Origin of the sequence: Lacrimispora xylanisolvens, from assembly GCF_002934545.1 — a bacterium.
In the GTDB taxonomy this organism is placed as follows: Bacteria; Bacillota; Clostridia; order Lachnospirales; family Lachnospiraceae; genus Lacrimispora; species Lacrimispora xylanisolvens.
Map to the genome: position 1 here is coordinate 144043 of NZ_PTJA01000013.1, position 14538 is coordinate 158580.

Here is a 14538-nt window from a genome sequence, read left to right on the forward strand (position 1 = left end):
AAAAAAGTGATTTTTGTGGTATTATATTACCATCAGATCAAGTGATTATTCTTATTTCACAGGAAATTTTATTTTTATCACATAGCTGCTGTCATGGTTTATCACTTCACATATTCCACCCATTTTAACCATCATAGACTTAATGTTCTGAATTCCCATTTTTGTGCTCTCCCCATTGTTTTTGCTTGGAGAGATTTCATTCACGAACCATACTTCCACCTGATTTTTAGAGTACTTCATCTCAATAATAACCGGCTCCCTTAAATCAGCGTATTTTATAATATTAGAGCTTATATTATTGACAATACGAATGATGTAATCAATGGAGACCGCAATTTTTACCGGTTCCCACTCAATCCGGCATTCTGTATCAAAGCCCTGACTTTCCAGAAACATAATCAGATCAGAGATCACATCTTCCATGATATACTGTACCATTTGGGGTTCTTCCAGTTCTTCTTCCTTTTCTTCGGCTACCAGAACACTTTCAAACAGCTGATCCGACAGAACTTTCATCTGCTTTGCTTTTTCTGTACATTTTTTTAAGTATTGCATCTGCTTTTCTGCCTCAGGAACCTTTCCGTTAGATAATAGTTCCAGATAGATCATTAAAGTTGTGAGAGGCGTCCTTAAATCATGGGACAAGCCTGTTACCAGACTTTTGTTGGCTGAACGCAGTTTCTCCTTCATCTCCATATTTTCTTTTAAAGACACCCTCATATCATTTAAACCATGGGCAAGGGAAGTAAGCTCATCTGATCCTCTGATGGAAATTTCTTTTTCCAGAGAACCTCCCTTTAATACTTTTACTTCCCGCTCCAGGAACGTGATATATGTGATCTTCTTCTCCATAAATCCAATACAGACTGCTAAAAACACCAGTACAGCTACGATCAGAGATATGGTCATGGCAGTAAGATAAAACTGGTACCCAAAGAATCCGTCCAGATACACCTTAGCAGGCCCATCCTCAAATTGTATGTCAAAATAAGGCTGATTCTTATAATATTCACCATCGCTCATAATCGAATCATATATAACACTGTCATCTCTGTATACCGTTATATAAACCATATTCTGACGTTCGATCCAGCTATCAAGTGCTGCCTTGTCCCATGAATTTATATGATTCTTTCTTACGTATTCCTGAAACTGATCTGCACTCTTCTTCTGCGCTTTGGCTACAAAGGGCTTACTGGTAAAATAAGAATCCAGGGTTTTCTGGGATACCATATTCGCCCCCATATAGATGAGGACTGCCAGGATTCCTGCTCCCATCATTACCAGTGAAAACTGAAGTTTCATGCTGTGCCGACGTTTATTCAAAGCGGTACCCCTTCCCCCATACGGTTTTTATATGCACCGGTTCCTGGGGATTTCCTTCTATTTTCATTCTTAGCTTACGGATATGAACCATAACCGTACTGTTGGATGAATAAAAATAAGGCTCTTCCCATATGCTTTCATACAGATTCTGAGCTGAGAAAACACGCTTTGGGTGCTTCATCATAAGGAGGAGAATTTTATACTCGATATCGGTCAGTTCCTTCTCATCTTCTCCTACCCATACCTCGTTGAACTCTTCATTAATGCGAATATCATACAGCTCCAGCCATTTTTCCTTATTCATACCGTCTGTAAGCTCTTTTCCTTTGTAAACCCGGTATCTTCTGAGAAGTGCCTGCACTCTTGCAAGAAGCTCTGAATAGGAAAATGGTTTGGACAGATAATCATCTCCTCCAGCCATAAGCCCAATTAATTTATCCGATTCCTGGGTCTTGGCTGTAAGAAATAAAACCGGCACAAAAGACCGTTTCCGTATCTCCCTGCATGTCTTTAATCCATTCATACCGGGCATCATGACATCCAGAATCACCATATCCGTATCTTCTGTTAACAGATCCAGACCCTCGTTTCCATTTTTAGCTTCTTCCACCAGATAATTCTGGCTTTCTAAAAGAATTCTTACCCCTTCCCGAATATCTTCATCATCTTCAATGATTAAAATTTTTAATTGTTCCATCTTATTCCTTCCTCACCCCAGATATCTGATAAAAAAATTATACTACATAACAGAGAAATATCAAATATTTAGTCGCTTCTTAATGCATCGATGGGATTTAAACCTGCTGCTCTTCTGGCCGGCATATACCCAAAAAACAGACCAATGGCAACGGAAACTCCAAATGCAATCACAACCGCGTTTAATGCAGGATGGGCGGTAACTCCTGCTGCCTTCCCCACAGCAGCTGTTACACCGCATCCAAACAGGATTCCGATTATTCCGCCGATGGAACTGGTAACTGCTGCTTCAATAATAAACTGCTGCATGATAGCCCCTTTATTTGCTCCAAGTGATTTGCGGATTCCGATTTCTCTGGTACGCTCTGTTACAGATACCAGCATGATGTTCATGACTCCCACACCGGCTACCAGAAGAGATATCCCTGCAATTCCTCCCGCCAGTCCGCTTATCATTGCCATCTGTTTATTCATGGAATCAAGTATCTTGCTCATGGCCATAACCCGGATCAGGTCCTTATTTTTCAGAATATCCATCAGGAATTTCTGGATCAGTATCACCCCATCATTTGCTTTTGAAACACTTCTCACAGTAAACAAGTAATCTCCTATATTTGCATTTTTCTCTATTTTTACCGCAACCGTGTAAGGGATCCAGACAAAATCATCTTCTCCTCCGCTCTCTGAATACTGTTTGTTTTTAATTTGATAAACTCCTGCAATATCAAAGGTATTGTCTCCTATTTTTATTTTTTTACCTACCGCATTTTCCCCGCTTCCATATAGCTCCTTAGCAACGTATCCCCCAATCACACAAATCCTCTGTCTTGATTCAATATCAGAATAAAGTATGGAACGCCCTGATTCCAATTGAAGCCCTTTTATATCGCCATACTGTTCACTGATGCCCGAAACTGTTGTATACTTTAATGACTGTTCCCCATTTCTCACTTTTCCAGAAACACTCACAACAGGGCTCATGCGTTCAAAAATATTGCTGTTGTCCTCATAAAATGAATACATCTGCCCGCTGTTTACAGATCTTGATGAAAGGTTTGTCACATTGACCTGTATCTGATTGGCGCCCATATCAGAGAAGCTTTTAATCACGCTGTCCATGTAACCGTTAACAAGACTTACCAGCACAATCACAGCTGCAACCCCGATTATGATTCCAAGCATGGTAAGAAACGACCGCATTTTATTGCCCCAGATACTTCTAAGTGCAAGTTTAAAGGATTGCCGCATAATCATCTGCCTTTCCATCAAAATTAATTTTCCCATCTGCAATCCGGATCACCCGTTTTGCTTCTAATGCGATGGTATTGTCATGAGTAATCATAATAATGGTGTTGCCTTCTTCATTAATCTGTTTTAAAAAATCCAGTACATCCCTGCTGGTTTTAGAGTCAAGCGCTCCTGTAGGCTCATCTGCTAAAATCAGGGACGGGTCTCCGGAAAGTGCCCTGGCTATGGATACCCGCTGCTGCTGTCCTCCGGATAGCTGCCCTGGAAGATTCCTCCATTTGTCCGACAATCCAACCTTTTCTAACGCCTTTCGCGTACGCTCTTTTCTCTCCGCTGTTTCTATACCTGCATACAAAAGAGGAAGCTCCACATTTTCAGCAATGTTTAACTTTGGAAGCAGATTATATTGCTGAAAGATAAAACCGATCATTTCATTGCGGATACGGGCAAGCTGTTTATCTCCCATATCCCGTACCGGTTCTCCTCCTAAGTAATATTCTCCTTTAGATGGAACATCAAGAGCCCCTATAATATTCATCAGAGTTGATTTTCCGCTGCCCGACTTACCTACAATGGCAACAAATTCCCCTTTTTCAATGGAAAGACTCACATCATTGTTGGCATAGACTACTTCCCCTTCAAGGTTATAGATTTTATAAATATGATCCAGTTTGATTAACTCGCTGTCTGTACAGTCCTTTTTCTTATTCCCCAGCTTCACCACCAGGTCCACCTCCCATGTCTTCCATTGGATTTCCCGCTGGCAATTCTGTTTCTGTCTGAGAAATATACACTTCATCACCTTCTGATAAGCCACTTGTTATCTCCACAGCATCTGCGCTGATCAGCCCTGTCTCTACTTTTACTGAACGAAATCCGGTGGGTATCTCTCCCTCAGGTTTAAGCACCTTATCATCCTTTATATAAACTAAATTTCCCCTCATAAGTGCGGCTGCCGGTATTAAAAGGACATCGTTGGCACTGCCCAGTGAAATCACTCCCTGCACATTAATGCCCGGTATCAAATCACCTTTTTTATCCAGAGTAACAATGACCGGATAGGTACTGACTCCATTGGTTACAGCACTTTCCAGGCTTACATTGGTGACAGTTGCAGGGTAAGTTTTACCCGGATAAGCATCTGCCGTTACAGCCACTTTCTGTCCAGTTTTCACCTTATGTATATCAAGCTCATCTACAGGTAGCTTAAATGTCAGTTCAGAAAGATCATAGATCACAGCAAGATCCGGTTCTGTGTTGGTATTTCTGCTTATGGTATCTCCTGCTTTATATTTTTTCGCAACCACGGTTCCAGAGATTGGAGCTTTAATTGTATAATTATCGTAACTTTTTCTGGTGCTGTCTAATTTATTCTTTGCCGCCTCTGCATTTTCCTCTGCCTGGTTCATGGGATCGGTGTAGCTCTTCTTTAAATCATCTGCACTTTTCTCTGTGATACGAAACAGGGGTGTTCCCTTTTGCACATAATCCCCTTCATTTACAAGAAGTGCCTCCACTTCAACAGAAACCGGAATATCGGCCTCCAGGGCACTGTTGATCTCTGGTTCAAAGGTGCCGTCTTCTGCACCAGATACTCCTCCAACAGAAGCGGTTGCTTTTACCTGGCTGGTCAAACCTCCTGGATTTTGTACCAGAATAGTGACTCTGCGAACCAGTCTGCCGCCAGTTAGTGCTGTTTCCTGGTTGGAAATGGTCTCCACTGTTCCCTGTATTTGTTCTCCGGTGTCAGAGAGTGTGATGACAGCGGCATTCCCTGCCCCAAAAGCAGCCGCATCGCCGGAAAGAAACGGCACCTTCAGTTTTACCACCTGATCATTATAAAGATCTGCAATTTTTGTTCCATTATCCACTTTAGAGCCTGCTTTTATAAACAGTTCCTTAATGTATCCGGTATTTTTAGCTTTATAGGTATTTCCGCTATATTTTTGTATTGCGTCTTCATAAAGCTTTTTCGCCTGTTCCAGAGAGCTGTTTGCCCTGGTTAATGAATTTTCAGAGCCTGATAATTCAGAATCCATGGCTGATTTATTAATTTCATATAGGATCTGTCCCTTTTCTACCTGATCTCCTTCCGAGAAATCGGCAGATACTATCTCACCTTCTGCCATAGAGGTTATCTTATATGTGTTTTTTGCAGCCAGAGTCCCCGATGCTTTTAATTCCGTATTAATATCTCCTTTTTTTACTACCGCAGTATTGACCGGTATCTGGTCATCAGACATGGCTTTTCTTCCCATTTGATTTACCACCGTAACTGACGCCAACAAAATAACGACAGCTATGGCAATAAGAAAAATATTTTTTTTCTTTCTCTTCATAGATCCACGCCTCATTTTCAATAGTCAATGGCATCCACCGCTGTATAAGTGGTTCCATTCTTGCTGCATACCATTACAACCTTATCCCCGACTGTCACTTTTCCATAGATTGAAAACAGATACTGCAGCTTGGAAGAATCCAGATTAATGGACAGGTAACCATTGCTGTCAACATTTTCACTGCTGCTGATATCGCTGTCTGAATTACTGCTGTCAATTTCAAGTCGAATGGAAGTTGGTGTAATGACATCGGTAGATTTATAATAAATGTTTTTAACCTCACCCAGTATCAGAACATAGGCATTTTCTCCGGTTAACGTATCCTTATCCCAGCCATCCGTTGTATAAGCCCAGATAGTTTTTGATTTAACGTTATAATAGATCACTACAAACCCATTAGTTTTTTGTGATTCCTTTACAGCAGCCAGAGTACTGGTAGCTCCGTTTAGAAAAACATTAGCCTTTTCTGAGCCAAAGGGAACGGATTGAATTACGCTGAAACCCTTCCTCACCAGCAGAGGCCCCTTTCTTTCATCTTTCAGAATCGAGATGGGATTAATCTCCCCATCGGAGTTAAGCTCACAATTTAATACCTTTCCGTAGATTTCACTGGAATCCTTTTTCTTTGTTTTAAGAAGATTGTAAAAAAGATTGACGCAGTCTGTCTGGGTCAGGTTCTCATCTGTTGTGCGGTTTAAGTTTTCATTCAGTTCCAGAAATTGAAATTTTGAAATACGGGAGGAGGTGATATTACCCGTAAAATCCTCATCTTTATATCCAAGTAAGGTAAGAACTGCTTTTACTCCCTCCCTGTATGTAATGTTATTTTCCGGCTTGAATACTCCCCCCAGATAACCTGTCATTAAACCCTGGGAAGCTGCGATTTTAATATATTCTGCATTGGGATTTTGTGAAGGAACATCTTTAAATACAGAGGAATCGGATTTTGAAAGGTTTTCCCTGAAGCTTGATGCGTTCACCAGCATTTTGGCAAACTCTCCTCTTGTAACAATCCCCGTGTTATTTGTCAATTCCATAATTCCAGTCAGGCTCACTACTTTATCACGCATACTAAAATCAGAAGAACTTATATTGGCAGATGCAATTACCGGATTAAATCCTGAAATCACGGCAGTTACGGTCAAAAAACTCCCCATGTTACGATACCAGCCATTTTTAATACCCATATGACATTTCTCTCCTTTTTTATTTGATACATTTATTATGAGCGGTAAATCTTAATGGTTTCTAAATGTCTTCTGAATAAATCTAAAATGATCTCCTTTGTCTATCTTTCTGCCAGGCAATCTGTTAAAATAACAGCAGAGAAATGAAAACAGGAGAAAATCATGAAGCGATACCAAATAGTTATTCTGCCTGCTATTCTTCTGCTGCTTGCAGGTTGTGCAAGATCTGCTGTCCTTTCCTCTCCCTCCGTCCAGGTGCCAGAAGAAACGGAGACCTCTTCCCCTTCACACACGGCCCCCCCTGCTGCCTCTGACCAGGTAGCTGTAAAAAAGGACAGGCTTCCGGAAGGAATCAGCGAAGATTTCATGGCTTTTATTAAATCCACATATGGAACCAGTGTCTATGACAGACTCATAACCTCATTTGAATCAGGCTCTGATGGGGGCGGACTCTGGCATGAACTGACCGGAAACTCACTTCTTGTTTTAAAGGATCTTTATTCTGGGATACTTAACAGCCCTGACACCGCACGTTCCCACAATATCTGGCTGAAACAATCATCTGAACCCAATCAGGTGGTGTTATCCTTTGCGGGAGATATTAGTTTTGCAGACGGATATGCCAATATGTCCGCATATTACGCAAGAGGTGGCATTGATTCCTGCATTTTGACAAATGTAAGAGCACGGATGGATTCCGCTGATATTATGATGATTAATAATGAATTCAGCTATAGCAGACGAGGAACCCCGCTGCCGGGAAAAGCCTTTACATTCCGTGCAGAACCTTCTATGGTACAAAATCTCCATTCCCTGTCCGTGGATCTGGTATCTCTGGCCAATAATCATGTTTACGATTACGGGGCAGATGCCCTTATAGATACTCTGGACACATTATCCGGTGCCGGAATTCCCTATGCCGGGGCTGGAAGAAATATTGAGGAAGCAAAAGAACCCGTCTATTTTATATCCGGGGGGTTGAAGATATCCTATGTCTGCGCCACACAGATTGAACGTTCCACCCGTTTTACAAAAGAAGCCGGTCCTGACAGTCCGGGGGTTTTAAGAACAGACAATCCTGATCTGTATTTAGGTGCTGTAGAAACAGCAAAGGAAAACAGTGACTTTGTAGTGGTGTTTATCCATTGGGGAACAGAAGGAACCAATTACTATGGAGAGGACCAGCAAAGTCTGGCTCGACAGTTTATTGACCATGGTGCAGGACTAATCATTGGCTGCCACCCCCATGTCCTTCAGGGAATTGAGTATTATAAAAGTGTTCCCGTTGTGTACAGTCTGGGAAACTTCTGGTTCAACAGCAGGACAATTCCAACCGGACTTGTAGAGGCAACGGTCACTCCAGACGGTCTTAAGAAACTTCAGTTTATCCCATGTATTCAGGAAAATTGCAGCACCGATCTGGTTGTTTCCCCTGATGAAAAGCAGAAATCTTTCCAGTATATGGAACAGCTCTCTTCCACAATTACCATAGATACTGAGGGGTTCATTCATCCTCTTCCAGAATAAGGTAAGATTACAATTCTATTAACAAATCGCCATTTTCTTACGTATTCTTACGCCTTTTTAACTTCCCTTGACCTTGTACCTACTCCATGGTTTAAAGTCTCCCTATCAGCCGATACGAGCTGAATAAGCCCGATAAACGGGCAGGAGAAATGAACGCCCTGACAGGAGATACAAACACCCTGGGGGGTATCCCTATATGCCCAAAAACCATGGGCGGGAGAGATGAAAGGAGAATTATTATGAAGAAACAGAAACTGAAATGGCTGATTCCCTGCGCTGCAGCGATTTTTACCATAGGTGCCTCCATGACATCCTTTGCAGCACAAGGTTGGTCCGAAGAAAACGGCAGCTGGGTCTACTATGACAAAAGTGGTGATATGACTACAGAGGCCTGGAGAAAATCAGGAGATAACTGGTTTTACTTAGATTCTGACGGACAGCTTGCTACAAACCAGATCATTGAAACAGACGATAATTACTATTATGTAAACTCTGTTGGTGCTATGGTTACTGACGAATGGAGAGAGGTTGCTTCTGACAGTGACGACGAAGATGCGGCAGATACCAACTGGTACTACTTCGGCAGCAACGGTAAGGCTTATAAGGCATCTACCAACGGTAAAACTAATTTTAAATCTATAAAAATTGCAAATGGAGAAACTCACTCCTACGCATTCGATACAGAAGGAAAGATGCTGTACGGCTGGCTTGATGATGCTTCTACCCGTGTTACTGGGGATGATGCATGGAAAGAGGGCATTTATTACTGTGGCGATGCTTCTGACGGTGCCCGCGTAGATGGCTGGAAATCCATTGAAGTAGAAGACGATACAGATAAGGATGACAATTTCAATGGTTCTTACTGGTTCTACTTTGGTTCAAACGGTAAAAAGACCACTGATACCACCAAAACCATTAACGGTAAAAAATATCGTTTTAATGAGAACGGTGCTGCAAAATATGACTGGTACGAGGCTACTCCTGCTTCTACTTCCACAGCAAGTTCTTCTAACCAGTTTTATAATCTTCCAGAAGAATGCTGGCAGGCAAAGGGCTGGTTCAAGGCAGTTCCAAGCGAAGAACTTGATGCAAAAGGTCATGAAGATGATACCCAGTACTGGTTCTATGCAAACAATGACGGCAACCTTGTAAAGAGCCAGATTAAGACCATTGACGGCATTCGTTATGCATTCAATGAAATGGGCGAAATGCTTCACGGACTTTATAAGCTGAACGTAACTGGCAATGTGATTGATTCTTATGATGAAATCGAGACAGAAAGCGAGCTTCCTGGTGTAGATGATACAGGTCTGGTTTACTACTTTGGAAATTCACCAAAGGAAGGCGCTATGGCTACAGGTAAAACTACCATTGATTTAGACGGAGAAACCTATACCTTCAACTTCCGCAAATCCGGAAGCAACAAGGGTGCAGGTTACAACGGCATCACTGATGACAGCATTTACATCCAGGGTCGTCTCTTAAAAGCTGATAAGGATGAGAAATACAAAGTAGTTGAATTCAACGGCAAAGAATACTTAATCAGCACCTCTGGAAAGCTTGCAAAGAGCAAAACTAATGTAAAAGACGGTGATGAGAAATATTACAGCACCAACAGTGACGGAACAATCAAAGCATCCGGTTACGACAAATTAAAATAATGACTCAATAACAGGAACGGCTGCACAGAATGGATTCTCCATCTTGCAGCCGTTCCTGTCTGATTGTATATTCCTGCTTCCTCCATCAGGAACCGTCATAAACTCTGGCTCCCTCATAAACTTCCTTCGTATCCACATGATCAATCACCTTATCTCCATTTTCCAGACCTGCCTTTATTACCGTCTGGGAAGAAGTTTTATACTCCACCTCCACCTGTTTCTTTTGTGCCCTTCCCGTTTCAATTATATAAACATAACTCTGATCATCTGTTTCGTATACCGAACTTGACGGAATCACCAGCTTATCCTCCCCCTGGTAGAGTGTAAACCGGACATCAGCTCCGTACCCTTCCTTATCCTCCAGATCCTGATTCTCATCCATATCGATCACTACATGAACCCTGTATTCATCCAGTCCCAATGCTGAAACTCCCTTTTGCGCATACCCGTATACCTTTTCTATGGAACCACTGTAAAGCTGATCCTGATTTCTGGTATTTACCACAACAGTGACCTTATCTCCTGGGGATAGACAGGGTGCGATGCTGGACAGAACATCTGATTCTGCTTTCATGGCCCCCTTCTTCGCAATTACTGCCCCTGTTTCCCCAACCTGTATGTAAGACATGTTTTTGACGGGAAGAGAAGTTACAATTCCGTCTCTGTCTGCTGTCACTGTGCATTTTTCGATTTTCTCTTCCAGCTGTTTTATGGTGGTCTCCTGAGCCTGAATCTGGGCGTTCAGCTGCTCCTCCACACTTTTATAAAACTTTCCGTTTATGGTGGTCTCATCAATTCCGGAACATTTCAGACTTTCCAGATATTGAAGACTTTCTTCATAACGCTGCTTTGCCTGTTCCCATGCCATAGAAGCATATTCATAAGAAGCACGGTCTTTTTCCCACTCTACCCTGGATATTCCGCCTGCTGCAAGAAGGGCATCTGAAGCCTGATAAACGGTAGCTGCAGTCTTTAAATCCGCCTCTTTTGCAGCCACCTCCTGCCTGGTCAGGCTTAAATACTCCTGAGGTGAGGAAGTCATCACCTGTCCAATACGGCTTTGTTCCAGCTTTGCCCGGTAACCGGAAAGTGCACTTTCACCAAGAGCCTTTTCATGCTGCAAATCGGTATCGTCTATGGTAAATATAACATCACCTTTCTTCACTGTATCATTTTCCGATACAAGAAGTTCCTTTACTGCTCCGGGAACCTGGGATACAAGACGGTATTCTCCTCCTGAGGTTATGGTTCCCTCCTCTGTATAACGATCCTCTATGGACTGAATCTGTGCTTTGACAGTTTCCACTCTGGCTCCTCGTAATCCTTTCGCTGCATTTATACCACAGTACAGGATCAGCAAAACCGCGGCCAGAGCCAGCCACATTTTCTTTTTCATTCTAATCGTTGGAATTTTCATTCGCCTACTCCCTTTCCTTTAAAATATCCGTAAGCCGGATCTTTTTTACGTAGCGGGTCTGGGCAAGCAGGGAAATACCTGCCATAACACCACAGGTTAAAAATGCCTTTAAATAACTAATGGAATTGATGGTTAAGTCAATGGTATAGCTGTCTGATATTACCAATTTCTCCAATAGAATCTTAATTCCAGTACTTCCAGGCAGGCCAAGGAGAACTCCGGCAATAAAATAAATTCCCTGTTCAAAAAAAAGAATTCTTCCGATTTCCCTGTCCGTTGCCCCCATAATCATCAAAGTACCAAATTCCGTAATTCTCTCCCTGATATTAATCATGGAGATATTATAAATGAGAATGCCTCCGGCTGTTACCGACATGAGAGCAAACATTCCTGTCATCGCCAGCATGCTTCCCATCATATTTTTATAACTTTTAACAATCCGGCTGGTGTCTACCAGCCAGGCTACACGACTGGTCTTCATAAGCTGGTCTCTCACCTCACTGCCCATTCCATCTTCCACTGTAAAAAGAATTGTATCCGTAAACGGTACGGACGGAAAGAAATGGTAAAATCCCTCTTTAGACATGTAGCAGCCGCTTCCCAGGCTTTCGCCGATTACTGCTTTTACCGGTACCTTTACTGGCTCCGGTGTAATTCTTGGTACCCTTATTTCGGCAATGTCTCCTGCCTTTAAATGCAGTTTCTCTGCCACTCTGGTGTTTAATATGATTCCATCATCGGGAGGCTCATAAAAAGTCCCGTACAGATCCATGATTCTCCACATATCAGATCCTGGATTTAAGCCATAGACCATTGCAAATTCCGTAAGATTTTCATGTTTCAGCTCTACAGCCATATTAACCACAGTTTCGCTTTTTTTCACTCCACGGATTGTCTCAACTGCTGACCTTGCCTTAAGATCAGAAATAAAACGGTCCGTAGATATCTGTATATCGTATGTCTGCACCTTGTCAAACTGGTCAAAATACATCTGGTTTGCCACTCCTTCAAATGACAGAAGAACCGAAGTCATGGAAAATGGAAAAGACACAGCCAGAATAATTAGAAAACCACGAAACGGATTCCTTACAACAGAGCGAAATCCCATCTTTTCCATTGTTTTCAGACGTTTTGCAAGAAATGAAGGCAACGCGATGAGAGTCCCTGCAGATGGAGTCTTTGCCCTCATTGCCTGGGCAGGTGTAATTTGAAGTATTCCTCTGACTCCCAAAAGAACAGACAGTACTCCAGTCCCTGCTGCAATCCCCAGCCCATTTAATCTGGTATTCCAGTAAATGCGGCTGACTGTATCCGGAAGATTGAAAAAATCAATATACATTCCAAACATGGTTTGACTGAATGGTACTGCCAGAATACTTCCAAGAAGACTCCCCAGTATTCCTACCTCCGCTCCCAGAAAAACATAGGATAAAATCAACTCCCTGTCACTCATGCCAAAGGCTTTCATAGTGCCAATAAGACCCTGATCCCGGTCGATCATCTTTTTTAAAACCACATACAGCATAAATATGGAAATAGACAGAAACAGAAACGGCAATGCAGTCCCCATTGCATATAACTCCTTCAGCTCCCCGTTTACCATATCATAACTTGCCTGTTTATCTCTGGAGGTAATGGAGACCAGTCCGAATCGTTGAAGCCGCTCCGTCAGCTGATACCGTACATCCTCATAGGAATATCCTTTTTCCAGACGAAATCCTAACTCATTGAGAGAGTCTCTCTTCCCCGTCAGCTCTTCCATCCTGTTTTTGTCAATGCATGCGATATCATAGATCTCTCCATCGGGTATCATGGCACCACCCGGAGGAATTGCATAGATATAATCAGGTGCACTGCAGGTCCCTGCCATCTGACAGGTAATCCGTTTTCCATCTGCCAGCAATGTAAAAGAAGTCCCATCGTCATATCCATAAATCTCTGACATGCGTCTTCCAAGAAAAAGACTGTCCTTTTCTGGTTTCTCTCCATTTAAACGCAGCTGGTTCAGAGAATCAGAAGGATCATAGGATAGTAAATGCACCGTAACAATCTCCTTTTGGGAGGGGGCCAGAAACCGTACATCAGCTGCCATTTTACCTGAAACACCTTCTATTCCGGGTATATCCGTAAGACGTTTCAGTTCTGCCTGAGGAATTCCGGCTACCGTAGCAAATACATCTGCCATCTCGCTGCTTTGGTAGTAACGGGATACCTGATCACCCAGATTTCTGAGTGTATCCATCATGGAAACATACACAAATATTCCAATCGCTATAATAAAAACCGTTCCCAGAAAGGAGCCCGGACTTTTTTTTACACACCGAAATACATTTCGTCGAAAACACCTCACTATAGCACAACCTCCTCCGGTTTTAAGGGATATTCGTTGACACGGATCTGTTCCAGACATCCATCCTTAAAATAAAAAACCCGGTCAGCAATCTGAGCTATAGTCTGATTATGGGTGATGAGAACAACTGTCTTTTCATACTTCCGGTTAAAGTCCGAAAGAAGCTTTAATATCTGACAACCTGTGCTACTGTCCAACGCTCCTGTTGGTTCGTCGCAAAGAAGAATATCGGGATTCTTACAAAGAGCCCTGGCAATGGCAACCCGCTGCTGCTGTCCCCCTGACATCCTGCTGGGAAAATGCTCCGCCCTGTCGGACAGTCCCACCTGTTCAAGGAGATACTCCGGATCAAGAGGATCACCAGAAAGCTCCGCTGCCAGTTTCACATTCTCCAATGCGGTCAGCCCCGGCATCAGGTTGTAGAACTGAAAGATAAATCCGGCATGCGCTCTTCGAAAAGCAGCAAGGCTCTTAGGATCTCCCCAGTCAAGAGACATCTCTTCATAATATACCGTTCCGCTGGTAGCCGTTTCAATTCCGCCCAATATATTTAAAAGGGTGCTTTTTCCGGAACCGCTGGGCCCCAGTATTACGATGAATTCTCCCCGGTATAGTTCAAAAGAGACATGTTTTAATGCCTGAACCCGTACCTCTCCCATGATATAATCCTTACAGATATCTGCAGCTTTCATCAAAATGTCCATAATTTTCCACCCCCACATACTATAATCATGTTATTCGATAAAAAGACGTCCGTCAATAGTCTCAACGACTGTTTTTATCAATA

General features: G+C 42.6%; 11 protein-coding genes. 2 read left to right on the top strand and 9 right to left on the bottom strand.

The genetic code is table 11. From position 1 onward, the window contains the following. Positions 1 to 51: 51 nt before the first annotated feature. The 6 genes from BXY41_RS21170 to BXY41_RS21195 all read right to left on the bottom strand — a co-directional run bounded on the left by BXY41_RS21170 (position 52) and on the right by BXY41_RS21195 (position 6796). Positions 52 to 1326, bottom strand: a complete 1275-nt coding sequence (locus BXY41_RS21170) for a sensor histidine kinase (RefSeq protein ID WP_104438873.1) — start codon at positions 1324 to 1326, stop codon at positions 52 to 54. Then, entirely contained in the window at positions 1319 to 2023 is a 705-nt protein-coding gene (locus tag BXY41_RS21175) for a response regulator transcription factor (RefSeq protein ID WP_104438874.1), read from the bottom strand. The genes BXY41_RS21170 and BXY41_RS21175 overlap by 8 nt, the downstream gene beginning before the upstream one ends. 68 nt (positions 2024 to 2091) lie before the next feature. Beyond that, positions 2092 to 3270 (bottom strand): ABC transporter permease, encoded by a 1179-nt coding sequence (locus BXY41_RS21180; protein WP_104438911.1) that lies wholly within the window; start codon positions 3268 to 3270, stop codon positions 2092 to 2094. After that, positions 3254 to 3985 (bottom strand): ABC transporter ATP-binding protein, encoded by a 732-nt coding sequence (locus tag BXY41_RS21185; protein WP_242980310.1) that lies wholly within the window; start codon positions 3983 to 3985, stop codon positions 3254 to 3256. The genes BXY41_RS21180 and BXY41_RS21185 overlap by 17 nt, the downstream gene beginning before the upstream one ends. Then, positions 3975 to 5609, bottom strand: coding sequence for an efflux RND transporter periplasmic adaptor subunit (locus BXY41_RS21190; RefSeq protein WP_242980302.1), 1635 nt, complete (start codon positions 5607 to 5609; stop codon positions 3975 to 3977). Before BXY41_RS21190 ends, BXY41_RS21185 begins: the two co-directional genes overlap by 11 nt. A 17-nt stretch (positions 5610 to 5626) precedes the next feature. Further along, entirely contained in the window at positions 5627 to 6796 is a 1170-nt protein-coding gene (locus BXY41_RS21195; protein ID WP_104438877.1) for an S-layer homology domain-containing protein, read from the bottom strand. Positions 6797 to 6958: 162 nt separating this feature from the next. Between BXY41_RS21195 and BXY41_RS21200 the strand changes: the two genes are divergently transcribed. Next, entirely contained in the window at positions 6959 to 8323 is a 1365-nt protein-coding gene (locus tag BXY41_RS21200) for a CapA family protein (protein ID WP_104438878.1), read from the top strand. 239 nt (positions 8324 to 8562) lie between these two features. After that, positions 8563 to 9984, top strand: coding sequence for a PspC-like choline-binding domain-containing protein (locus tag BXY41_RS21205; RefSeq protein WP_104438912.1), 1422 nt, complete (start codon positions 8563 to 8565; stop codon positions 9982 to 9984). 85 nt (positions 9985 to 10069) lie between these two features. Here BXY41_RS21205 and BXY41_RS21210 read toward each other — a convergent pair whose 3' ends face one another. From BXY41_RS21210 to BXY41_RS21220, 3 genes are read right to left on the bottom strand one after another with little or no spacing between them, the layout of a single operon-like run. Continuing rightward, complete coding sequence (locus tag BXY41_RS21210; RefSeq protein ID WP_104438879.1) at positions 10070 to 11401, bottom strand: efflux RND transporter periplasmic adaptor subunit; 1332 nt, start codon at positions 11399 to 11401, stop codon at positions 10070 to 10072. Positions 11402 to 11405: 4 nt separating this feature from the next. Continuing rightward, positions 11406 to 13751, bottom strand: coding sequence for an ABC transporter permease (locus BXY41_RS21215; RefSeq protein ID WP_104438880.1), 2346 nt, complete (start codon positions 13749 to 13751; stop codon positions 11406 to 11408). After that, positions 13751 to 14455 carry an ABC transporter ATP-binding protein gene (locus BXY41_RS21220; RefSeq protein WP_104438881.1) on the bottom strand — a complete coding sequence of 235 codons (705 nt, stop codon included), beginning with the start codon at positions 14453 to 14455 and terminating at the stop codon, positions 13751 to 13753. Before BXY41_RS21220 ends, BXY41_RS21215 begins: the two co-directional genes overlap by 1 nt. Between the last annotated feature and the right edge of the window lie 83 nt (positions 14456 to 14538).

Excerpts from the sequence above, each read along its gene's own strand:
- BXY41_RS21175 (WP_104438874.1), bottom strand. The coding sequence starts at position 2,023 with ATGGAACAATTAAAAATTTTAATCATTGAAGATGATGAAGATATTCGG.
- BXY41_RS21180 (WP_104438911.1), bottom strand. The coding sequence starts at position 3,270 with ATGCGGCAATCCTTTAAACTTGCACTTAGAAGTATCTGGGGCAATAAA.
- BXY41_RS21190 (WP_242980302.1), bottom strand. The coding sequence starts at position 5,609 with ATGAAGAGAAAGAAAAAAAATATTTTTCTTATTGCCATAGCTGTCGTT.
- BXY41_RS21195 (WP_104438877.1), bottom strand. The coding sequence starts at position 6,796 with ATGGGTATTAAAAATGGCTGGTATCGTAACATGGGGAGTTTTTTGACC.
- BXY41_RS21200 (WP_104438878.1), top strand. The coding sequence starts at position 6,959 with ATGAAGCGATACCAAATAGTTATTCTGCCTGCTATTCTTCTGCTGCTT.
- BXY41_RS21205 (WP_104438912.1), top strand. The coding sequence starts at position 8,563 with ATGAAGAAACAGAAACTGAAATGGCTGATTCCCTGCGCTGCAGCGATT.
- BXY41_RS21210 (WP_104438879.1), bottom strand. The coding sequence starts at position 11,401 with ATGAAAATTCCAACGATTAGAATGAAAAAGAAAATGTGGCTGGCTCTG.
- BXY41_RS21220 (WP_104438881.1), bottom strand. The coding sequence starts at position 14,455 with ATGGACATTTTGATGAAAGCTGCAGATATCTGTAAGGATTATATCATG.